At 36.3% G+C, this 20,303-nt stretch carries 21 protein-coding genes; 13 read left to right on the top strand and 8 right to left on the bottom strand.

Translation table 11 applies throughout. The annotated features are described in order from the left end of the window. Positions 1 to 85: 85 nt before the first annotated feature. From kynU to ACFSRZ_RS02600, 11 genes are all read left to right on the top strand, one after another. The gene (gene kynU, locus ACFSRZ_RS02650) at positions 86 to 1,345 is read left to right on the top strand and encodes a kynureninase (RefSeq protein ID WP_379664975.1); all 1,260 of its coding nucleotides are present in this window, start codon (positions 86 to 88) and stop codon (positions 1,343 to 1,345) included. A 2-nt stretch (positions 1,346 to 1,347) separates the two neighbouring features. After that, the gene (locus tag ACFSRZ_RS02645) at positions 1,348 to 2,733 is read left to right on the top strand and encodes an FAD-dependent oxidoreductase (RefSeq protein WP_379664974.1); all 1,386 of its coding nucleotides are present in this window, start codon (positions 1,348 to 1,350) and stop codon (positions 2,731 to 2,733) included. A gap of 1 nt (position 2,734) precedes the next feature. Beyond that, positions 2,735 to 3,250 carry a DUF1697 domain-containing protein gene (locus tag ACFSRZ_RS02640; protein ID WP_379664973.1) on the top strand — a complete coding sequence of 172 codons (516 nt, stop codon included), beginning with the start codon at positions 2,735 to 2,737 and terminating at the stop codon, positions 3,248 to 3,250. A gap of 4 nt (positions 3,251 to 3,254) precedes the next feature. Then, positions 3,255 to 3,659 carry a RidA family protein gene (locus ACFSRZ_RS02635; protein ID WP_379664972.1) on the top strand — a complete coding sequence of 135 codons (405 nt, stop codon included), beginning with the start codon at positions 3,255 to 3,257 and terminating at the stop codon, positions 3,657 to 3,659. Further along, on the top strand, positions 3,656 to 5,098 hold the full coding sequence (locus ACFSRZ_RS02630) for an aldehyde dehydrogenase (protein ID WP_379664971.1): 1,443 nt from the start codon (positions 3,656 to 3,658) through the stop codon (positions 5,096 to 5,098). Before ACFSRZ_RS02635 ends, ACFSRZ_RS02630 begins: the two co-directional genes overlap by 4 nt. Then, on the top strand, positions 5,091 to 5,531 hold the full coding sequence (locus ACFSRZ_RS02625) for a GNAT family N-acetyltransferase (protein ID WP_379664970.1): 441 nt from the start codon (positions 5,091 to 5,093) through the stop codon (positions 5,529 to 5,531). The genes ACFSRZ_RS02630 and ACFSRZ_RS02625 overlap by 8 nt, the downstream gene beginning before the upstream one ends. Beyond that, on the top strand, positions 5,524 to 6,051 hold the full coding sequence (locus ACFSRZ_RS02620; protein ID WP_379664969.1) for a PsbP-related protein: 528 nt from the start codon (positions 5,524 to 5,526) through the stop codon (positions 6,049 to 6,051). The genes ACFSRZ_RS02625 and ACFSRZ_RS02620 overlap by 8 nt, the downstream gene beginning before the upstream one ends. Then, entirely contained in the window at positions 6,051 to 6,827 is a 777-nt protein-coding gene (locus ACFSRZ_RS02615) for an SDR family oxidoreductase (protein ID WP_379664968.1), read from the top strand. Before ACFSRZ_RS02620 ends, ACFSRZ_RS02615 begins: the two co-directional genes overlap by 1 nt. A gap of 96 nt (positions 6,828 to 6,923) precedes the next feature. Then, a complete protein-coding gene (locus tag ACFSRZ_RS02610) occupies positions 6,924 to 7,448 on the top strand; it encodes a 3-hydroxyanthranilate 3,4-dioxygenase (RefSeq protein WP_379664967.1) in 525 nt (174 codons plus the stop codon). Then, positions 7,445 to 7,858, top strand: coding sequence for a PaaI family thioesterase (locus tag ACFSRZ_RS02605; RefSeq protein ID WP_379664966.1), 414 nt, complete (start codon positions 7,445 to 7,447; stop codon positions 7,856 to 7,858). Before ACFSRZ_RS02610 ends, ACFSRZ_RS02605 begins: the two co-directional genes overlap by 4 nt. Then, positions 7,855 to 8,937, top strand: a complete 1,083-nt coding sequence (locus ACFSRZ_RS02600) for an amidohydrolase family protein (protein WP_379664965.1) — start codon at positions 7,855 to 7,857, stop codon at positions 8,935 to 8,937. Before ACFSRZ_RS02605 ends, ACFSRZ_RS02600 begins: the two co-directional genes overlap by 4 nt. On the opposite strand, the gene ACFSRZ_RS02595 is transcribed toward ACFSRZ_RS02600, so the two are convergent. From ACFSRZ_RS02595 to ACFSRZ_RS02580, 4 genes are all read right to left on the bottom strand, one after another. Beyond that, positions 8,918 to 9,433 (bottom strand): RDD family protein, encoded by a 516-nt coding sequence (locus ACFSRZ_RS02595; protein ID WP_379664964.1) that lies wholly within the window; start codon positions 9,431 to 9,433, stop codon positions 8,918 to 8,920. The two genes, ACFSRZ_RS02600 and ACFSRZ_RS02595, sit on opposite strands and share 20 nt — an antisense overlap. Before the next feature lie 7 nt (positions 9,434 to 9,440). After that, positions 9,441 to 10,067 carry a hypothetical protein gene (locus ACFSRZ_RS02590; protein ID WP_379664963.1) on the bottom strand — a complete coding sequence of 209 codons (627 nt, stop codon included), beginning with the start codon at positions 10,065 to 10,067 and terminating at the stop codon, positions 9,441 to 9,443. Between the two features lie 117 nt (positions 10,068 to 10,184). Continuing rightward, positions 10,185 to 10,610 (bottom strand): DUF2141 domain-containing protein, encoded by a 426-nt coding sequence (locus tag ACFSRZ_RS02585; protein ID WP_379664962.1) that lies wholly within the window; start codon positions 10,608 to 10,610, stop codon positions 10,185 to 10,187. Positions 10,611 to 10,726: 116 nt separating this feature from the next. Beyond that, the gene (locus tag ACFSRZ_RS02580) at positions 10,727 to 12,883 is read right to left on the bottom strand and encodes a TonB-dependent receptor (protein WP_379664961.1); all 2,157 of its coding nucleotides are present in this window, start codon (positions 12,881 to 12,883) and stop codon (positions 10,727 to 10,729) included. Positions 12,884 to 13,272: 389 nt separating this feature from the next. Here ACFSRZ_RS02580 and ACFSRZ_RS02575 point away from each other — a divergent pair, with 389 nt between their 5' ends. After that, on the top strand, positions 13,273 to 14,466 hold the full coding sequence (locus ACFSRZ_RS02575; protein WP_379664960.1) for a hypothetical protein: 1,194 nt from the start codon (positions 13,273 to 13,275) through the stop codon (positions 14,464 to 14,466). A 54-nt stretch (positions 14,467 to 14,520) separates the two neighbouring features. Here the strand turns inward: ACFSRZ_RS02575 and ACFSRZ_RS02570 are convergent, their stop codons facing one another. From ACFSRZ_RS02570 to dnaK, 4 genes are all read right to left on the bottom strand, one after another. Next, on the bottom strand, positions 14,521 to 15,441 hold the full coding sequence (locus ACFSRZ_RS02570) for an AraC family transcriptional regulator (protein ID WP_379664959.1): 921 nt from the start codon (positions 15,439 to 15,441) through the stop codon (positions 14,521 to 14,523). A 352-nt stretch (positions 15,442 to 15,793) separates the two neighbouring features. Next, complete coding sequence (locus ACFSRZ_RS02565) at positions 15,794 to 16,105, bottom strand: hypothetical protein (protein WP_379664958.1); 312 nt, start codon at positions 16,103 to 16,105, stop codon at positions 15,794 to 15,796. Continuing rightward, positions 16,098 to 17,399, bottom strand: a complete 1,302-nt coding sequence (locus tag ACFSRZ_RS02560) for an NAD(P)/FAD-dependent oxidoreductase (protein WP_379664957.1) — start codon at positions 17,397 to 17,399, stop codon at positions 16,098 to 16,100. Before ACFSRZ_RS02560 ends, ACFSRZ_RS02565 begins: the two co-directional genes overlap by 8 nt. A 141-nt stretch (positions 17,400 to 17,540) precedes the next feature. Next, the gene (gene dnaK, locus ACFSRZ_RS02555; protein ID WP_379664956.1) at positions 17,541 to 19,442 is read right to left on the bottom strand and encodes a molecular chaperone DnaK; all 1,902 of its coding nucleotides are present in this window, start codon (positions 19,440 to 19,442) and stop codon (positions 17,541 to 17,543) included. A gap of 522 nt (positions 19,443 to 19,964) precedes the next feature. Between dnaK and ACFSRZ_RS02550 the strand changes: the two genes are divergently transcribed. Next, entirely contained in the window at positions 19,965 to 20,300 is a 336-nt protein-coding gene (locus ACFSRZ_RS02550; RefSeq protein ID WP_379664955.1) for a DUF2853 family protein, read from the top strand. The last annotated feature ends 3 nt before the right edge of the window (positions 20,301 to 20,303 follow it).

Here is a 20,303-nt window from a genome sequence, read left to right as displayed (position 1 = left end):
TTTTAGAAGAGATGTTTTGCTAAAGTAACAAAAAGTTGTAAATTTATAAAACACCGTTTCACATAATGAAACGATTTTAAAGAGTATGCAAAAGAATACTTTAGACTACGCAAAGCAATTAGACCAAGAAGATCCATTAGCACATATACGCCGGGAGTTCCATATTCCTAAAGATGAAAGCGGGAAAGAGTGGTTATATTTTACTGGAAACTCTTTAGGGTTACAACCCAAAACAACACAAGAATACATTCAGCAAGAATTAGACGATTGGGCCAAATACGGAGTAGAAGGTCATTTTGAAGCTAAGAATCCGTGGATGCCGTACCATGAATTTCTTACGGAAACGATGGCAGAAATCGTAGGAGCAAAACCTTTAGAGGTAGTGGTAATGAATACACTCACAACCAATTTGCATTTGTTGATGGTTTCCTTTTATCAACCTACCAAAACCAAATACAAGATCGTTATCGAAAGTGATGCCTTTCCTTCCGATCGTTATGCCGTACAATCGCAATTAAAGTTTCACGGTTTTGATGTAGAAGAAGGATTGATCGAATGGAAACCTCGTGAAGGAGAAGAATTATTGCATATAGAAGATCTGGAAACCATTATAGAAGAACAAGGAGATGAAATTGCCTTATTGCTGATTGGTGGTGTAAATTATTATACAGGGCAGTATTTTGATATCAAGCGAATTGCTGAGTTAGGTCATGCAAAAGATTGTATGGTAGGAGTAGATTTGGCGCACGGAGCCGGAAACATTCAACCAAACCTGCATGAAAGCGGAGTCGACTTTGCTGCTTGGTGTACCTATAAATATTTAAACTCAGGACCGGGAAGTCTTTCAGGATTGTTTGTGCATGAAAAACACGCTTATAAAAAAGACTTGCCACGTTTTGCAGGTTGGTGGAATCATAATAAGGAAACACGATTCAATATGCGACAACCTTTTGATGTGATGCCTGGAGCAGAAGGGTGGCAATTGAGTAATCCGCCTATTTTATCAATGGCTGCAATCAAAGCCTCTTTAGATATTTTTGCGAAAGTTGGTATGGATGCTTTGAGAGAAAAATCGATTAAACTCACCGGATATTTTGAATACCTAATCAATCAGATTGGTTCCGATAAGATCAAGGTTATTACACCTAGTGATCCTCAACAAAGAGGATGTCAACTATCAGTACAAGTAAAAGATGCAGATAAGAGTTTGCATCAAAAACTAACAGAGAACAATGTGATTACAGATTGGCGTGAGCCCGATGTTATACGTTGCGCTCCGGTTCCTTTATACAATAGTTTTGAAGATGTATATAGAATGGTAGAGATTTTAAAAAGTTTGCTGTAGATATGAACAAAAAAGAAAACATATTAATCATTGGTGCCGGATTGTGTGGCTCGTTGTTAGCCTTGCGCTTGGCACAAAGAGGATATAAAGTTGAGGTCTATGAAAGTCGACCTGATCTGAGAGTTACAGATATTTCAGCAGGACGTTCTATCAACTTAGCTTTGTCTGATAGAGGGTTGAAAGCTTTGAGGTTGGCAGGAGTTGAAGGAAAAGCTAAGGAAATTTGCATTCCTATGAAAGGTCGTTTGATGCACGATACCCAAGGAAATACATTCGAATCCAATTATTCAGGAAGAGAAGGAGAATATATCAACTCTATTTCCAGAGGAGACCTCAACGGAATTCTATTAACCGAAGCAGAGCAACATGAGAATGTAAATATTCACTTTAATGCTCGTTGTTTGGAAGTTGATATAGAACATAAAAAAGCAACGTTTGAGTCGTATCAAACAAAAGAACAATTTGTTGTAGAAGCAGATGTGATTTTTGGAACAGACGGAGCCGGATCTGCTTTGCGTAAGAGTTATGAAACATCAAATCCAGAATTTACGGTTTCACAAGAGTTTCTAACACATGGATACAAAGAATTGGAGATCCCTGCTGATGAAAACGGAAACCACCTGATCAGTAAAAACCACTTACATATTTGGCCAAGAGGAAAATATATGTTGATAGCCCTTCCTAATATGGATGGGAGTTTTACCGTAACATTGTTTTTGAGTTTTTCTGAAGGAGAATACAATTTTGAGAATCTCACATCAGAAGAAAAGATCTCGGCATTTTTCAAAGAGCAATTTTCAGATGCCTTAGAATTGATCCCAGATATTTTACACGAGTTTGAGAGCAATCCAACAGGAAAATTAGGAACCGTAAAATGTTTGCCTTGGGCTTATAAGGGAAATACACTATTAATGGGAGATGCAGCTCATGCCATTGTACCTTTTTACGGGCAAGGAATGAATGCTTCTTTTGAAGATGTAGTAGTACTAGATGAAGTTTTAGAAAAACATGAAGGAGATTGGGAAACAACCTTCTCAGAATTTCAAAAGAATAGAAAGCAAGATGCCGATGCTATAGCAGATCTGGCAATTGATAATTATTACGAAATGAGAGATCATGTGGCTAACCCGATCTTTAAAGAAAAGCGCGTAATAGAAATGACATTGGAGGAGCAATTTCCAACGGAATATTCATCCAAATATTCGTTGGTGACATTCAATGAAAATATTGGATATCACAAAGCCATGACTCAAGGAAGAGTTCAAGACAAAGTGTTGTTAAATATGATAGAGAAAGGAGAAATATCAACTCCACTTGATACAACAGAAGCAAACTTAAAAGAGATCTTAATAAAAGTAAAAGAAACTACAGAAAGAGCTTTAGATTAGTATGAAAACGTACATTGTTTTATTGAGAGGAATCAATGTTTCCGGAAAGAATAAAATACCCATGCAAGAATTAAGAGATTTGCTTGAAGGGATTGGGTATGAAAATGTACGAACGTACATTCAAAGCGGAAATATTATCCTAAACTCAGAAGAAGACAAGACAATAATATCAAAAAAGATTTCTGAAGCAATTCAAAAACACTTTGGATACGAAGTTCCGGCATTAACCTATTCTTTAGAAGACTGGAAGCATATCATTCAAGACAACCCTTATAGTGAAGGAGAAAAAGCAATATACTTTACATTCATGGATCAAGAGCCTGAGAATACAGCTATTGAGGTGAATGGAACGAAAGATGATGAATTCACCATCTACAAGAATATGGTATATTTAAACTGTTTAGGAGGGTATGGGAAGTCCAAATTGAGTAATAATCTCTTTGAGAATAAATTAAAAGTTATTGCTACAACACGTAACTTTAGAACAGTACACAAATTATTAGAATTAGCACGTTAGATATATGTCAGAAAAAGTAACACCAAGAGGAGCCTACCCGCATGTAAAAGTAGCGGGCGATTTTATTTTCGTTTCAGGAACCAGTTCTCGAAGACCAGATAACTCTATTGCCGGAGTTGAGATTATTGATGAAATGGGAACCAAACGCTTAAATATTGAAGAGCAAACAAGAGCAGTTTTACAAAATATAGAACGAAACCTACAAACCGTAGGAGCCGGTTTGAAAGATGTTGTAGAAGTTTCAACATTTTTGGTGAACATGAACGACTTTGCAGGGTATAATAAGGCCTATGCAGAATTTTTCGATAAGCAAACAGGACCCGCTAGAACAACCGTAGCTGTACACCAATTGCCTCACCCGGATTTGGTAGTAGAAATCAAAGTAATTGCTTATAAAAAACAGTCATGAAAATCTTAAACTACATCAACGGAGAATTTTTAGCACCGATTGCTGACAGGTGGATTGATAATTACGATCCATCTAAAGGAGAAGTATATGGGCAAATTCCTAATTCTGAAAAAGAAGATGTAGAAAAAGCATACAAAGCTGCAAAAGAGGCATTTCCTACTTGGTCTAACACAACATTGGACGAACGATCAAAAATACTCTCCAAAATTGCACAGCTAATCTCAGAAAAGTTAGAAGACTTGGCCGTAGTAGAATCTCGTGATAATGGGAAGCCATTAAAACTGGCCAAAGCAGTTGATATACCAAGAGCCTCTAGCAATTTTCAATTCTTTGCCAATGCAATTACGCAATTTGCAGCAGAAGCACATGAAAGCGTTGGATTGGATGCTATGAATTTTACATTGAGACAACCTATTGGTGTTGTAGGATGTATATCTCCTTGGAATTTACCACTGTACTTGTTCTCATGGAAAATTGCTCCGGCACTGGCAGCAGGAAACTGTGTAGTGGCCAAACCCAGTGAAGTAACACCAATGACAGCTTACTTATTGGGAGAAATATGCAATGAAGCAGGTTTGCCTAAAGGAGTTTTAAATATTGTTCACGGATTAGGAACTACAACCGGACAAGCCATTGTAGAACATCCAAATATCAAAGCAATCTCGTTTACAGGGGGAACAAAAACAGGAGCCCATATTGCTAGTGTGGCAGCACCAATGTTTAAAAAACTATCATTGGAATTAGGAGGAAAAAACCCTAATATCATTTTTGCAGATTGTGATTATGAGAATATGCTACGAACCACAGTACGTTCTTCATTTGCCAATCAAGGACAGATCTGTTTGTGTGGAAGTCGAATTTTTGTAGAACAATCAATCTATGAGCAATTCAAAACCGATTTTATAGCAGCTGTTTCAAAACTAAAAGTTGGGAATCCGTTCGATGCAGATACCAATGTTGGAGCATTGGTTTCTAAACCTCATTTGGAAAAAGTACGGTCCTACATAGAAAATGCAGAAGCCTACGGAGGAACAGTTTTATGTGGAGGCAAAGAAGTAACAGTAGAAGGTTCTGAAAACGGATATTATTTGCAACCCACAGTGATAGAAGTTAAAGACAACTCGTGTCAACTAAATCAGGAAGAGATTTTTGGACCTATAGTAACCATCATGCCTTTTGTAACTGAAGAAGAAGTGTTGGCAATGGCAAATGATGTTTCTTACGGATTATCTGCTACTTTATGGACAAGCAACTTGAACAGAACAATGAGAATGTCAAAACAGATTCAAGCTGGAATCGTGTGGGTAAACACATGGTTGCTTCGAGATTTAAGAACTCCGTTTGGAGGAGTTAAAAACTCAGGAGTAGGAAGAGAAGGAGGCTTTGAGGCACTTCGATTCTTTACCGAACCTAAGAATATTTGTATCAAATATGATTAAGCTAGAAAACGATATTTATTTTTCTTCAAACAATGAGGATATGGATTTTGAGTTGATCTTTCAATTCATCAAGAATTCTTATTGGGGAACTTTAAGAACCTATGAAGAACAAAAGATCGCTTTTAACAATACAATCAACTTTGGGCTGTTTAAAAAAGGAAAACAAATAGCCTATGCACGGGTGATGACCGATATGATCTTCTTTGCATACCTGCTGGATGTTTTTGTGGTAGAAGAAGAACAAGGTCAGGGATACGCTCAGGTGTTGATCGATAAAATATTGAATTACCCTTCATTAGAAAAGGTAGACAAGTGGATGTTGGCAACAAAAGATGCACATACACTATATGAGAAGTTTGGATTCAATGAGGTGAAAAGCCCTGAAAAACTAATGGAAAAACTAAGCAAAAGAGCAAAATTAATTTATGAATAAAAGAACTATGAAAAAACTATCTGTACTAGGTCTGTTGTTATTTTTAACCGTAAATATTTACGGCCAGACCAAGACACATGAAACAGAAGAATTCTCTGTAGAGTATCCTGCGAATTGGGAATTAAACACCTCGGGAATTGGAAATTCGATCTTTGGAATCCTTTCTCCGTCTACTGATGAAAAAGATACGTTTAGAGAGAATGTAAACTTGATCACTCGAAATCTACAAGGAAATCCTGTGACCTTAGACCAATATGCTGAACTGTCAAAGAAACAGATATTGACAATGATTGAAAAGAGTGAGATTCTGGAAGATAAAAGAGTCAAAAATGAATCTTCAGAATATCATATGATCGTAGCAAAAGCCGTTACAAATGATATGGCAATGCAGTTCATGCAGTTCTATATGATTGAAAATGGAAAAGCGTATGTGCTAACTTATACAGCAGTAGCAGATCAATATGAAAAATTCGTGAAGCAAGGAAGTGATATTATGAAGAGCTTTAAATTAAAAAAGTAATGAATTTAGGATTACAAAATAAAAACGCATTGGTGTGTGGAAGCACACAAGGAATAGGGAGAGCAACAGCGATTAGCTTGGCAGCAGAAGGAGCCAATGTAACTTTGGTAGCAAGAAATGAAGAGAAGTTAAAAGCTGTGCTGGCTGAATTGCCTAATAACAATCAGCATCATTATTATTTAGTGGCAGATTTCACAGATCCGGAAGATCTAAAAAGGAAAATGGAAGCCATAAATATTAGCTTTCATATTCTCATCAACAATACAGGAGGCCCGGCTGGAGGGCCTGTATTCAATGCTAGTTTAGATGAATTTGAACGTGCGTTTACTATGCATTTAAAATGTAACCATGTATTGGTACAAGCCTTAGTGCCCGGAATGAAAAATGCCGGGTATGGTCGTATTATCAATATCATTTCTACTTCGGTAAAACAACCGTTAGATGGTTTAGGAGTTTCCAATACTATAAGAGGAGCCGTTGCCAACTGGTCAAAAACAATGGCCAATGAATTGGGGCAATTTGGTATTACAGTAAACAATGTTTTACCGGGAGCAACAGAGACAGAGCGTTTGAATGAGATCATTCAAAATAAAGCTAACAAAACAGGAAAAAATGCAGAAGAAGTGGCAGAAGCAATGAAAAATGCAGCACCGGCCAAACGATTTGCAAAACCTGAAGAAACAGCAGCAGTAGTTACCTTCTTGGCAAGTGAACTGGCAGGATATATCAACGGAATTAATTTGCCTGTAGACGGAGGTAGAACAAAGTCGTTGTAAAAAGAATAAAGAAACGTGACTCTAAGAGTCAAGACATTTTTAGGTATCTTTAAAGAGTCTTGATTCTTTTTTCAAAAAATCTAAAAGTCTAAAAAGATGAGCATGCTAGTACAACCTTTAAATTTTCAGAAGTGGATTGATGAACATCGTCATTTGCTAAAACCTCCCGTTGGAAACAAATGTGTTTGGGACGGAGGAGAATATATTGTAATGGTCGTTGGAGGGCCTAACAGTCGTAAAGACTATCACTACAATGAAACTCCTGAATTCTTTTATCAAGTAGAAGGAGATATGGTGCTAAAGATCATTGATGATAAAGGAGAACAAATAGATGTAGAGATCAAAGAAGGCGATATCTACTTATTGCCAGCAAAAGTACCACACTCACCACAACGAAAAGAGAATACAGTTGGGTTGGTTATAGAATACCCAAGACCGGAAGGAGTAATGGATGCTTTAGAATGGTATTGCGAAAAATGTGCTGCTCCTCTCTACAGAGAAGAGTTTGCATTAAATAATATTGAAACTGATATGCCCATTATCTTCGATAAGTATTATTCAGATAAAGAAAAATGTACTTGTGCTCAATGTGGAACTGTGATGGAAGCTCCGGGTACATGATCGAAGAAGCCAAAAGAAGTTTCGAACAGCAAGGTTTTATGAAAACCTTAGGAGCAAAAATCATTGCTATAGAAAAAGGAATGGTCAAAATTTCCTGTGACCTTAAAGAGAGTTTAACCCAACAACACGGTTTTTTTCATGCCGGAGTAATTACCAGTATTGCAGATGTAGCTTGTGGCTATGCTGCTTTTACAACCATGCCGGAAGGATCAGATGTGTTAAGTGTTGAGATCAAAACCAATTTAATGAGAGCTGCAAAAGCAGATCGTATCATAGCTACAGGAAAAGTTATCAAGTCAGGCAGAACACTCATCTTTTGTGAAGCAAAAATCACTGATGAAAAAGAAGAAACACTCTTTGCTACTTTACAAGGAACCATGATGTGTTTGCAATCAAAAACAAAACAATGAAACGTAAATTAAGAATAAACGGACACTCACATTTACTACCTTACCCGGAAGAGATTCCGCAGTACATGAAAGATAAAGGAATCTTTTGGGTAGACAAAGATCGTAAGTACATGCTACAAAAAGATTGGAGTCGTCCTGTAACAGATTCAAGTTTCTTTTTAAATGAGAAACTAGCTTGGATGGAAAAATTCAACATAGACCATGCGGTGGTCTTAAACCTTTCTCAATTATATGGTAATGGTTTGAGAGTTGAAGAAATGAAACAAGCTTTGCGTTTTCAAAACGATTTTAATGCCAGAATACAGAACGACCACCCTTCAAAGTTTACCTGTGGATTTGTGGTACATCCCGGATTTGTAAGAGGCGCCTGTTGGGAAATAGAACGTTGTGTAGAAGAATTAGGAATGCGTTTGTTGTGTTTGCCTACACACTATATGGATACTATCGGAACCTGGAGATGTATTTTTGATGAGGAGAATGAGAAGATCTTTGAACTGGCAGACAAATACAACTTGGCTGTAGAGATTCATCCTTATGATGGAGAAAAATTCATCAAGCTTCAAAACACCTCTTGGCGTTTTCACTTAATTTGGATGTTAGCACAATGTGCAGATGCATATCACTTTTTAACACTTAACGGATACTACGAGAAATATCCAAATATGCGTGTGTGTTTTGCTCACGGAGGTCAGTTAGCACAGATGAACTTAGGAAGAAGAATTCAAGGATTTGATGGTCGTCCGGACTTGTTTGAAGGAAAAGAACACCCAAGAAAAGCTGTAGGGCATAAGAATATCTTCTTTGATACTTTGGTACACGATACAGGATCTTTAGAATTATTAATTAAGAACCAAGGAGCAAAACAAGTATTAATGGGATTAGATGACCCTTATCCTTTAGGAGAAATGGAAAGTGAATCACAATCATCCTACCCTGGAAAAATACTTGATTTAGCGGTAGAAAGAGAGATTATCACTTCTAATGAATATGATGATATCTGGAACAACAATGTGTTGCAATGGTTGTTTGGAGATGACGAAGAAGGAAAACAAGATCTGATCAAGAAGATCTTAAGCTAATTTTTGTATTCGCTATCAAATCATATAAACTGCTCTTTCCTTTACTAAATAAGATAGACAGAAGGTAGATTAGTATAACTATTTGAGGTACAATAAGTACAAACCATAACCAGATAGGAATTTCCTGATTGTGCTTGTCAAAATAAAAAAGGAAATAAACTCCTGTATGAGCAATTTCCCAAGGAAGAAATTTGAGGAGGTTTCGTAAGAATATATTGGATTTCTTCTCTAGAACATTCTTTTGAATAACGAGATCCATTAATCTTTTCCCTACAGTAGAACTTCTATACTTTTCATTTAGAAAGAAATACAGAAAAACAGGTAAAGTAAGTGTAAAGAAACCTAATAATTGCTGATGAAATGGCGACTCGAAACTAAGATCTACATTCAAAGAATGTAAAAGAGTACTTGCTAGATACAAACCCACCACATAGACTAAAATAACCATGTAATCGATGCAAAAAGCAAATACTCTTTTTATAAATAATGCAGGCATTGTAAAATTACTTACCGCAGTTTTGTTGTAAAACTTGTTCCGGACGTTTAGGATCTCCATACGGATAGAACTTTACCGTTCTTTTCTCTTCCTTAAATAACTTAATAGCTCTCTTTATATCCTTGCAGAAAGGCTCTGTAGACTGTCCGAAAAATTTTGCACCTCCTATATCCCATTCAGCTTTACTCAAAACAACTCTAGGATTGTTTGGTGCTATTTGTAATGCCTTAGCATAAATTTGTGCGTTCTTTCCTGATAAGGTCATTCCGTATTTCTGACCGTCAAAAGCAATGTAAGCTGTGTTTACCAAAGCTTGCGCAATCATAATTTCAGGATTGTTAGGAGAAACCGCAGCTGCTTTTTCTAAAAGTGAAGCTGCTTTTTCTAAGTTAGCACTCAATTTTGCTTCATCTTTAATTCTGAAAGAAGCCAATGTTTTTACAAAACCTGCATAGTAATAAGGCAGCCAGTTCTCTTTTTCTGCCTTGGCAATTCGTTCAAATAAGTTAGATGCTTCATTGTTTTTTCCTTGTTGCCAAAGACCTAAAGCCTTAGTCATACCTTTTTCATATTGACTTTGTGCCGTTGCATTTAAGGCAAACAATACCCCGATGAATAAAAATAATTTCTTCATAATTCTTTGATTTTAAATAAGTTAGTTTGAATTGTTGGCTGGTTAATGAAGCCGTTTTATTTTTGTTGAATGATAAAACACGACGATTAAATTCAGACGATACTCTTTTAAGAAATGTTACCTGATGCTTACATTAATGGTTGTGCTTTCATCCAGATGAAATTTTACATCTTTAAATTTTGGAGGTCCAAAACGCCCCTTTTTCTCATTTGAAAAACCATAAGGCTCTTTAGGAATACCAAAAAAGTTTGTGTCCAGTTTTTTGTTACTATTCAGATCGTGAAATAAAGAAAAAGCATAATCTCCTTTTTCAACACCTTTAAAAACAAAGGATACTTTCCCGTCTTTTACTTCACCTTGTCCACTTTTGTAGGACTTGTGCATATAAGACTCTTCTTTATCATATAAAGCTAGAAAGATAGCTCCTTTGTGATGTTTGGTTACCGTAACATCAATCGTTAATGTTACAGCCTCTTTTTCTTGAGCATTTATGGTAAAAATGCTAGCGGTTACAAATGCCCAGATAAAAAAGAGAGTTTTCATTGTTGTTGTATTACGATTCAAATATCTAATGTTTTTCTTTTTTCTAAACATCAAATCTACTGAATTGTTGTTTTTCTTTACCGAAATGTCACTTCGAACCTACTCAGTGTAAACATTTACAGATTATCCAATTGATTCGACTTTTTATCATCACTAATCGTCCAGAAGAATCCAACAAAAAAGAATTGATCTGCATTAGGTACGATGGCTTCTCTTGCAAACATACCATTTACATCAGGCTGATTTGCATAATTATAGCCAAATACATTTTTGGTTCCCAGAACATTGTTTACAGAAAAATACAGAATCTTTTGTTGATCTATTAAATATGCCCAGTTTAAACTGATAGAATTATAACTCTTGGTCTCTCTGTTTAAAAACCCGGGTTGGTTAGGATCTGTATAGTTTCTACCCGTAGCAAAGCTATAACTAAACCCTAACTGACTTTTCCAATTTTCGATCCAGTGTTTGCTCACAACCGATAGATTGTGCTGAGAAGCAAAGTTAGGTCTGGCTGCTGTTGGGTAATTTCTATAGGTTCTTTCTGTATCTAAAAATGAATATGAGATCCAGTAATCTGTGTTTTTAATAGATTGGTTGTCTCTCCAGAAAATATCAACCCCTTTTGCAAACCCGGAACCGTTATTGGAAAAATTGCTCATTGGGTTTACTAGATCAGTATCAAATGTTACCAAGTCTTTATAATCCTTGTAATATGCCTCTATTCTAAAGATCTGCTTTTGCTTTACGTATTGAAAGTTTGCGATCAAATGTGAAGTATTCTCTGCTACAAAATTATCACTGAACTTTAAATACTCACTTTTTGGATTTTGGTAGAATTGACCATATGCCAACGAGAACTGAGCAAACTCTCCCGATTTATAAGCAATAGACGCTCTTGGAGACACTGTAGTTTGGTTTAGCAATTCAGAATGTTCCATACGTACACCTACTTTAGAAGCTAACTTTTTTGAAAAGAAGATATCAGCTTCAGTAAACAATCCTGAAATGTTATTTTGGAATCCATAATTAAAATTTCCAACAGTATTACTTGAGAATGTCTCGTTAAAGTCTGTGATAAAATATTCTGCCCCAAAATTCAATTTGAATCGATTGCTAAATCGCTTTCTCAATTTCAATTTTACATGAGCAGAGTTCTCATTGTCTTTTACTAGATCGTCTTCCAATTTGATGTTTGTATTATCATTGGCAAATGAAAACCCTGTAGAAAGTATCCATCCATTTTCCAAAAAGCCTCTATAAGACCCGTTAAAGTATAAGTTTCTGTTCTCCAATCCAAAGCGAAACCCATTTGCAAAGTTGATGTCTTGCTGTACTAGATCAAAATCAGTATAACTAAAAGCACCGTATAATTTTAACAATCCGTCATTTGGCATTTTATAACGATATACCATTTCTCCGTTAGCAGATTGAATAGGTTTATTCCATGTATTTCTATCTGGAAAAGCTTCTAAATAAGGAGCTAAATTGATATAAGATGTGTTAATACTAAACGAACCTTTTTCCCATTTTTGTGTATTCCCCACACCTACACCTACCGTCATAGTAGCAATATCTGTTTTTTCTTGAATCGGTTCGTCAATTGTGTTTAATAACAATACGCTTGATAAAGCTTGCCCATATTCGGCAGAATATCCTCCCGTAGAAAATGAAATTCCTTTGAATAAAAACGGAGAGAATCTTCCTCGTGTAGGAATGTTATTTGCAGAGGGTGTAAAAGGAGTAAACACTCGAATTCCATCAATAAAGATCTGTGTTTCCTCAGCATCTCCACCACGAACAAACAAACGTCCATCTTCAGCAACCGTAGAAGTTCCCGGCAAGGTCTGTAAAGCTCCTACAAAATCTCCTAAGGCACTGGCAGTAGTTACAACATCTAAAGGCTTTAATGCAGTTACTTTGGCATTATCTCCGGCCTCAAATGTTCCGGCATTAATAATTACTGCATCCAATGTGTTTACGTCCTCTCTTAGTTTGATCGCCAGTTTTTTGAAAGTAGAAATATCACCTGTTAGTGTAAACTCTTCAAAAGAAACAAAAGAAACAACGAGGGTTTGACTTCCTTTTTCTGTAGAAGTAAAAGAGAATTCTCCTTTCTCGTTTGTAGAAGCCCCATCATAAGTTCCGTCAAGATATACATTGGCTCCAAAAATAGGCTCTCCTTTTGTATCAGTAACTTTTCCTGATACGGTAGTTTGTGCGATAAGTTGCACACTAAAAAATAAACTTGCTAAGAATATAAACGTTTTCATTATTGGTTGTTTTTGATGGTACAAAAGTGTGATAATGAAAAAAGCTGCTCTAAAAAGAATCACCGAACTGTAAAAAAGAAATGACGAATTGTAGAATTGGTAGAAATTCGATTTACAAAGAAGAAGAAAATTTTGAAAGTCCTTTTTTTTCTAAAAACCTTACAGTAGCTGAGCATTAAAAAAACTTATCGGGAAAAAAACTACTCGAAAAGGAATTCTATTACGGTAAAATTGAAAATAGAACTTTCTAAGAAAACTTCTCTCTTTTCTTTATAAAATGCAGCCTAGGCTGTAAATTTCATTTTCATTGAATAGATCTTCCTGCTTACCAACCTTTCATCGTTGCCAACTTTTTTCTCACCGTTACTTTGCCATGTCAAATAATAAAAATGAATTTAAAAATGAGAAAAACAGGTATTTTTTTAATGTTTATAGTTGGCGCCTTACTAATGGTGTCATGTGATGGCGAAGACGGTTTAGACGGACTTAATGGTGCAGATGGAATTGATGGAGTGGATGGAATAGGACTTCCTCCACAAGAAGATACTCCGGTGGGAGTTCCAACTCAAGTATGGAACAGTTTTGATATTGAAGACAGACGTACCAATACGAATCCGGGGGATATTGGAATTGGATCAGTAAGATTGGTTCAAGATGATAATGGGTACTATTTCTATGAGTTTTCTAACTTTAATACATCAGATCCAGATGGAACAGAATATTATGTATACACAACTGTAGCAGGAGCACCTTTAGATACTCAAAACGGTTTTGCAAATGCCGATGAACGCCCGGTATTGGCAACACGATTAGATGGTGGTGGAGCTTTTATGATTACAAAAGGAGCCGAAAGAGCTTATGTTCCTTTAACAACACCTCCGGGGCCAGCAGCTTCAGGACGTATGTTTGACTGGATTGTACTATACCCAGCAGGAACAACGGATTTTAGTAGTCCTGGAATTGTAGCCGATTTAGATGCACAAAGTTTATTACCAAGAAAACAAATCTGGAATGGCTTTGAAATTCAAGACAGAACAGCTACAGATTTAGATCCAAACTCAGTAACAGCAACTAATGGTTATGTGAGACTAATCACAAACAACGACCAAGGGAGAACTCGTTACTGGTTACACTTTAACGACTTCCAAAATGTAGGGCAACCTATCGTAAGAGGCGGAGGTAGTATTACAGCAACCAGTTTTGCGGTATTCTTAACCGTGGCCGGAGCAAATTTAAACGCACAAGGAGGTTTTGATGCTACAGAAAGACCTGTTTTTGTCGGAATCTTAGATACGAACGGAGCACAATATTTGCCCCTTACTGCCGGAGATTTAGCAGATTTAGATGCTGTAAATGGTAGAAATATTACGTTCAATCTAAATAACAGCGGAATAAACCTGAACAGTGACGGTTATATTTTGCCACAAAGAGCTTCCGGAGGGAATAACAGATGGTACGACTGGGTTGTATTAATGCCTATTGATGCCTCAGGAGTACGCCCTATATCTTATGCCGGATTTGCAGCTGATCTAGATAGAGATAACGATTTGTCTCAGAATCAGAACAGAAGCGCCGGAAATTAAGAAGGTTGATTGATGAGTGAAAACCTGTAGCATTGCTACAGGTTTTTTTATGCTTTACTGTACAGGAATACAAAGATCTACAATGCATTTCCCTTCAGGATGTTCATTGGGGTTGGAGTGATAGATCTCAAAAGGATCGATGTCTATTCTCTCATAACCATGCTCTACCATCCAAACAAAATTAGATTCCCAAGCTTGTTGAAACTCAGCAGGTCCAATTTCCAAACGAGACACTACACATTTGGTAGTTTCGATTGTTCGCAAACTAACTTCGCCATCAACTTTTACAGGATAATTCAAAAGAATACAGGCACTCATTCTTAAATGATTGGGATCTGTGATCTTTGGACTGTCATGATAGATGGTTAGCATCTTTAAATTCTCTTGCGCCATTAAGCCTTTGGGAGCTGCCCAGCGCATCAATTGATTAAATGTGTTTCCAATATGATTCATATTGCCTACATGACTTATGTAGGCCAGATTCATTTTGTCTAAAACTTTTACTTCCGTAGTAGCATTCATGTGTATCCAGTTTAATGATTTTTGAATGCTGCTAATGTATTGCTCAAAAGTAATTTGGGTTTGACCATTCTTGCTTTCCGTTTTGCAAATCTTGCTGAATGCTTCCGGACTGGCATCTTTGAAATCTTGTGGACTCATTCCGTAGAACTTTTTAAAAGCTCTGGAAAAAACAGGCAAACTGGAAAAACCTAAATAATCAGAAATTTCTGTTACAGAAATGTGTTTTCGTCGCATTAACAAACCGGCTGCTTTTTCAATTCGCTTTCTGTTGATGAAATCACTAGGAGTTTCTCCCATAACTACCGAAAACAAACGATGAAAATGAAATGGCGAAAAATGAGCTGTTTGTGCAATATCTTCTAATAACAACTTTTGCTGCAAGTTGTTTTCTATAAAAACAATAGCCTTATTAATTCTAGCAACATTTTCCTTGGCTATGTTAGAAGAATTCATGAGTGTCTTTTTTGTAAGTAATGAAAAATAAATCCGCTGACAAAATACAAAATAACATCGATGATATCTGATGTATAACGATTGTGATATGTTGGAAGATAGAACTCAAAAAATATAGCAAACCCAATACATAGATACACAATTATCCAAAAAGGGATTTGATAATTCTTGTCATTTTTAATCTTTCTGAGAAGAAATAAACACGGAATAAGAATAATGGGAATAATCAAAAAATCATTTACATAGTGATTAATGATTTTAGGTAGGGGAGTAGAAAATTGCTGAGCAATATAAATACTCGCGCCAAGAAATAAAGAAAAGCCAAAATATATATTGAGCGCTTTTTTCATAACTAACCGGCTGCCACCATTGCAAGAAACCAAGCTACAGCGGCTCCAATTGCACTGACTATGACAAAAGCTGAATATAATAACAGTCCCACAATACGATAGGGTATAAAAGGGTGCTTTTTTAAGCGCTCAACCCAATTTGGGTTTTGCATTTCCCACCGCGCCTTCTCAATTCGTTGTTGCTTTTGTTTTTCTTCCTTTAATTCAACTTTTTTCACATAAGAAATAAGCTCTCCGCAGTTTTCGCAATAATCAGCGTTTGAAGTAAATACTCCGCATTGACTACACTTGATGTACGATGATTTTTTAAGCATCTTCTTTTCTAAAAGAATACTTGTTCTTATTCTTAAAAGGACGAATGATCAATCGGGTTTCTCTGTCAAATCGAATATAATTGTATACCCAGTTCATAAAAACGATCACTTTGTTTCTAAAACCGATCAATGAGAATAGGTGAACAAACATCCAGACAAACCAAGCAAAAACTCCTTGAAATTTCCATTTAGGAAGATCTACTACAGCTTTGTTTCTACCAATTGTAGCCATAGAACCTTTATCGTGATAAGAAAAGCTTTTCTGCTTTTTGCCTTTTAGCTGAGCGAGGATATTTTTAGCCAATAACTTCCCTTGCTGAATAGCAGGCTGTGCCATCATAGGATGACCATGCGGATATTCTTCAGATTGCATAGAAGCAACATCTCCAATGGCATACACATTGTCGTACCCAACAACCTTGTTAAACTCATCTACTTTAAAACGTCTGCCTCTTTGAACAATATCTTGATTCAACCCGTCAATAGTACCGCCAATAACTCCTGCCGCCCAAATAACAGTAGAAGCTTTAAAGGACTCTTCTGTATTAGTAGTCACATTAAGTCCGTCGTAATCTTGAACGTATACATTTTTCCAAATATTTACTCCTAGTTTGATTAAGAAGTCCTCAGATTTTTGTGAAGCTTTTTTGCTCATGGCATCCAGCAAACGATCAGACCCTTGAATTAAATTGATCTGCATTTGACGTATGTCTAAATCAGGGTAATCTTTAGGTAAGATTCCTTTTTTCATTTCTGCCAAAGCACCTGCCAATTCAACTCCGGTGGGTCCACCACCAACAATTACAAAATTCATCAGAGCTTTTCTCTCTTCCAGATCAGAAGTTAACAAAGCTTCTTCGAAATTCTCAATGATCAAACTTCTGATATTTAAAGACTGAGGAACAGACTTCATTTCCATTACATTTTCCTCAATATTCTTGTTGCCAAAGAAGTTGGTTTTAGATCCGGTAGCTATCACCAGATAATCATATTCCAAATTCCCAATAGTAGTTTCAACAGTATTCGTTTCAGAATTGATATTGGTAACCTCTGTGAGCCTGAAAAAATAGTTTTCCAGATTGTTAATTGTCTTCCTCAGAGGAAAAGCAATACTATCTGGTTCTAAGCCTCCTGTGGCTACTTGATATAATAAAGGTTGAAATGTGTGGTAATTGTGTTTGTCTAATAAAACAACTTGGAGCTCCTGTTTTTGTAGTCCTTTTGCGACTGCTAGCCCTGCAAATCCTCCTCCAATGATAACGACTCGAGGAAAACTGGTTTGTGGTATGTTCATGTTGTATGAAAGTGGTACTACAAATTTACGAAAAACAAAAAGCTCCGAGAATTCTCGGAGCTTTTATTTTACACTATGTGCTAAACTTTATTTACTATTTAACTTCTTCGAAGTCTACCTTTCGACTTCGCTCAAGATGAACTACTTGACTTCTTCGAAGTCTACGTCTTCAACATTGTCTCCCTCATTTGCATTTCCTGCTTCTGGTTGACCTTGTTGAGCACCTCCTGCTTGCGCTTCTTGTTGTGCTTTATACATTTCTTCAGAAGCAACTTTCCAAGCTTCGTTAATCTTTTCCATTGCAGCATCAATTTGTGCAATGTCTTTAGATTCGTGTGCTTTCTTCAACTCTTCTAAAGCAGCCTCGATAGGCTCTTTCTTATCTGCAGATAATTTATCTCCAAACTCTTTCAATTGCTTTTCCGTTTGGAAGATCATAGAATCAGCTCCGTTAATCTTATCTGCAGTTTCTTTCGCAGCCTTATCAGCATCAGCATTTGCTTCAGCTTCAGCTTTCATCTTTTCGATCTCTTCATCAGATAATCCTGAAGAAGCTTCAATTCTAATCTCTTGAGTCTTGTTTGTTCCTTTATCTAAAGCAGATACTTTAATGATTCCGTTTGCATCGATATCAAAAGTTACTTCGATCTGAGGAATTCCTCTACCTGCTGGTGGAATACCATCTAAGTGAAAACGTCCGATTGTTTTGTTATCTGCAGCCATCGCTCTTTCTCCTTGTAATACGTGGATCTCAACAGATGGTTGATTATCTACTGCTGTAGAGAATACTTGAGATTTCTTTGTTGGAATGGTTGTATTTGCATCGATCAACTTTGTAAATACGTTCCCCATTGTTTCAATACCTAATGATAATGGAGTAACATCCAATAAAAGAACATCCTTTACATCTCCTGTTAATACACCTCCTTGAATAGCAGCTCCTAAAGAAACTACTTCATCAGGGTTTACACCTTTACTTGGAGCTTTTCCAAAGAACTTCTGTACAGCTTCTTGGATAGCAGGAATTCTTGTAGAACCTCCTACTAAAATAATCTCATCAATATCAGAAGTAGAAAGATCTGCACTCTTTAAAGCGGTTCTACAAGGCTCGATAGTTCTTTTTACTAGATCGTCAATTAACTGCTCAAATTTTGCTCTGCTTAAGCTTCTTACCAAGTGTTTTGGTCCGCTTGCAGTAGCAGTAATATAAGGTAAGTTGATCTCTGTAGAAGTTGTACTAGACAACTCGATCTTAGCTTTTTCTGCAGCTTCTTTTAAGCGTTGTAAAGCCATTGGGTCTTGCTTAAGATCCATGTTCTCTTCAGCTTTAAACTCATCAGCTAACCAGTTGATGATCTTTTGATCTACATCATCTCCTCCTAAGTGCGTATCTCCATCAGTAGCCAATACTTCAAATACACCATCCCCTAATTCTAAGATAGAAACGTCATGCGTACCACCACCAAAGTCGAATACTACAATTTTCTTGTCGTCGTTTGATTTATCTAAACCATAAGCCAAAGCAGCAGCTGTAGGCTCATTGATAATTCTGCTTACTTTTAATCCGGCAATCTCTCCAGCTTCTTTGGTAGCTTGTCTTTGTGCATCGTTAAAATATGCAGGTACAGTTACTACAGCTTCAGAAACTGATTGACCTAAATAGTCTTCAGCAGTTTTTTTCATTTTTTGAAGCACCATTGCAGAAATCTCTTGTGGCGTATATAAACGACCATCAATATCTACACGAGGTGTATCATTATCTCCTTTTACTACGTTGTAAGGAACTCTTTCTGCTTCTTTACTAGACTCAGAGAACTTATTTCCCATAAAACGTTTGATAGAATAAATAGTTTTTGTTGGATTAGTTACAGCTTGACGCTTAGCAGGATCACCTACTTTACGCTCTCCGCCTTCAACAAAAGCTACAATAGAAGGAGTGGTTCTTTTCCCTTCTGCGTTAGGAATTACTACAGGCTCATTTCCTTCCATAACAGAAACACATGAGTTGGTTGTTCCTAAATCAATTCCAATAATCTTACTCATACTAATTATTTATATTTTAAAATCGTTGTTCAAATTTTTCTGACTACTTAATGACAATTTGTATGCCATTGGATTTTTAATTAAACATTGTCAGACTTTTACCACATATTTTATTTTCTTGTGACAGATTGACAGAAATTGAGACAAAAGGAGTAAGAAGTAAGTAGTAAAGAGTAAAGAGTAAAGAGTAAAGAGTAAAGAGTAAGATGGTGTGAGAAGAAAGGTTGCTTAGCAAAGCTTGTAACGACAGCTCAATGTAACATTTCAATTATCTAAAAATCTAACCGTTTAAGTACTAAAATCTAAATCACTAACAAAAACACGCAAATATATTTTCGCAACGCAAATATATTTACAACATATAAACCAATCAACTTATAAGCACATAAACTTCAACCACATTAATAGATCAAGAATCGTCAACCTAACGAATTTCCCTTTGTTTATTCATAAATAGAGATCATATCATTTTCTTAGCTATATTTGACCCGCACAAGCAAACAAACAACTAAAGACAGCGCTATGAGTAAATTTGATGAAAAGATCAGTTTTTACAAAGGAGTGATGGACAATATGGGAATGTCCTATGATGATGTACTATTTGATAAAATCACAAGAGGTTTAGGACCTTCTATTTTTAAACGTGATGCAGCTTCAGTATCTACATCTGATCCAGGTGAATTAGAAACTGTAAAACAAAATTTTCTGATAAAGAAATTAGGATTGGAAGATGGAGAAAGTCTAGACAATGCAATTTCGGTTGTAGCAGACAAAATGGGAAAGACAAATAGAGTTAAATACCGCGCTATCTTTTATTACTTATTGGTAAAAGAACTAGGTCAAGAATCTAAAATCTAAAAG

Origin of the sequence: Pseudotenacibaculum haliotis (genome assembly GCF_042684245.1) — a bacterium.
Lineage (GTDB): Bacteria > Bacteroidota > Bacteroidia > Flavobacteriales > Flavobacteriaceae > Polaribacter > Polaribacter haliotis_A.
Note: the sequence above shows the minus strand (reverse complement) of the source record. Positions and strands in the feature narration are given on the sequence as shown.

Coding starts and splice junctions, on each gene's coding strand:
- ACFSRZ_RS02590 (WP_379664963.1), bottom strand. CDS start 10,067: ATGAAGAAATTATTTTTATTCATCGGGGTATTGTTTGCCTTAAATGCA.
- ACFSRZ_RS02635 (WP_379664972.1), top strand. CDS start 3,255: ATGTCAGAAAAAGTAACACCAAGAGGAGCCTACCCGCATGTAAAAGTA.
- ACFSRZ_RS02610 (WP_379664967.1), top strand. CDS start 6,924: ATGAGCATGCTAGTACAACCTTTAAATTTTCAGAAGTGGATTGATGAA.
- ACFSRZ_RS02615 (WP_379664968.1), top strand. CDS start 6,051: ATGAATTTAGGATTACAAAATAAAAACGCATTGGTGTGTGGAAGCACA.
- ACFSRZ_RS02625 (WP_379664970.1), top strand. CDS start 5,091: ATGATTAAGCTAGAAAACGATATTTATTTTTCTTCAAACAATGAGGAT.
- kynU (WP_379664975.1), top strand. CDS start 86: ATGCAAAAGAATACTTTAGACTACGCAAAGCAATTAGACCAAGAAGAT.
- ACFSRZ_RS02645 (WP_379664974.1), top strand. CDS start 1,348: ATGAACAAAAAAGAAAACATATTAATCATTGGTGCCGGATTGTGTGGC.
- ACFSRZ_RS02580 (WP_379664961.1), bottom strand. CDS start 12,883: ATGAAAACGTTTATATTCTTAGCAAGTTTATTTTTTAGTGTGCAACTT.
- ACFSRZ_RS02585 (WP_379664962.1), bottom strand. CDS start 10,610: ATGAAAACTCTCTTTTTTATCTGGGCATTTGTAACCGCTAGCATTTTT.
- ACFSRZ_RS02550 (WP_379664955.1), top strand. CDS start 19,965: ATGAGTAAATTTGATGAAAAGATCAGTTTTTACAAAGGAGTGATGGAC.
- ACFSRZ_RS02620 (WP_379664969.1), top strand. CDS start 5,524: ATGAATAAAAGAACTATGAAAAAACTATCTGTACTAGGTCTGTTGTTA.
- ACFSRZ_RS02565 (WP_379664958.1), bottom strand. CDS start 16,105: ATGCTTAAAAAATCATCGTACATCAAGTGTAGTCAATGCGGAGTATTT.
- ACFSRZ_RS02630 (WP_379664971.1), top strand. CDS start 3,656: ATGAAAATCTTAAACTACATCAACGGAGAATTTTTAGCACCGATTGCT.
- ACFSRZ_RS02605 (WP_379664966.1), top strand. CDS start 7,445: ATGATCGAAGAAGCCAAAAGAAGTTTCGAACAGCAAGGTTTTATGAAA.
- ACFSRZ_RS02575 (WP_379664960.1), top strand. CDS start 13,273: ATGAATTTAAAAATGAGAAAAACAGGTATTTTTTTAATGTTTATAGTT.
- ACFSRZ_RS02640 (WP_379664973.1), top strand. CDS start 2,735: ATGAAAACGTACATTGTTTTATTGAGAGGAATCAATGTTTCCGGAAAG.
- ACFSRZ_RS02570 (WP_379664959.1), bottom strand. CDS start 15,441: ATGAATTCTTCTAACATAGCCAAGGAAAATGTTGCTAGAATTAATAAG.
- dnaK (WP_379664956.1), bottom strand. CDS start 19,442: ATGAGTAAGATTATTGGAATTGATTTAGGAACAACCAACTCATGTGTT.
- ACFSRZ_RS02595 (WP_379664964.1), bottom strand. CDS start 9,433: ATGCCTGCATTATTTATAAAAAGAGTATTTGCTTTTTGCATCGATTAC.
- ACFSRZ_RS02560 (WP_379664957.1), bottom strand. CDS start 17,399: ATGAACATACCACAAACCAGTTTTCCTCGAGTCGTTATCATTGGAGGA.
- ACFSRZ_RS02600 (WP_379664965.1), top strand. CDS start 7,855: ATGAAACGTAAATTAAGAATAAACGGACACTCACATTTACTACCTTAC.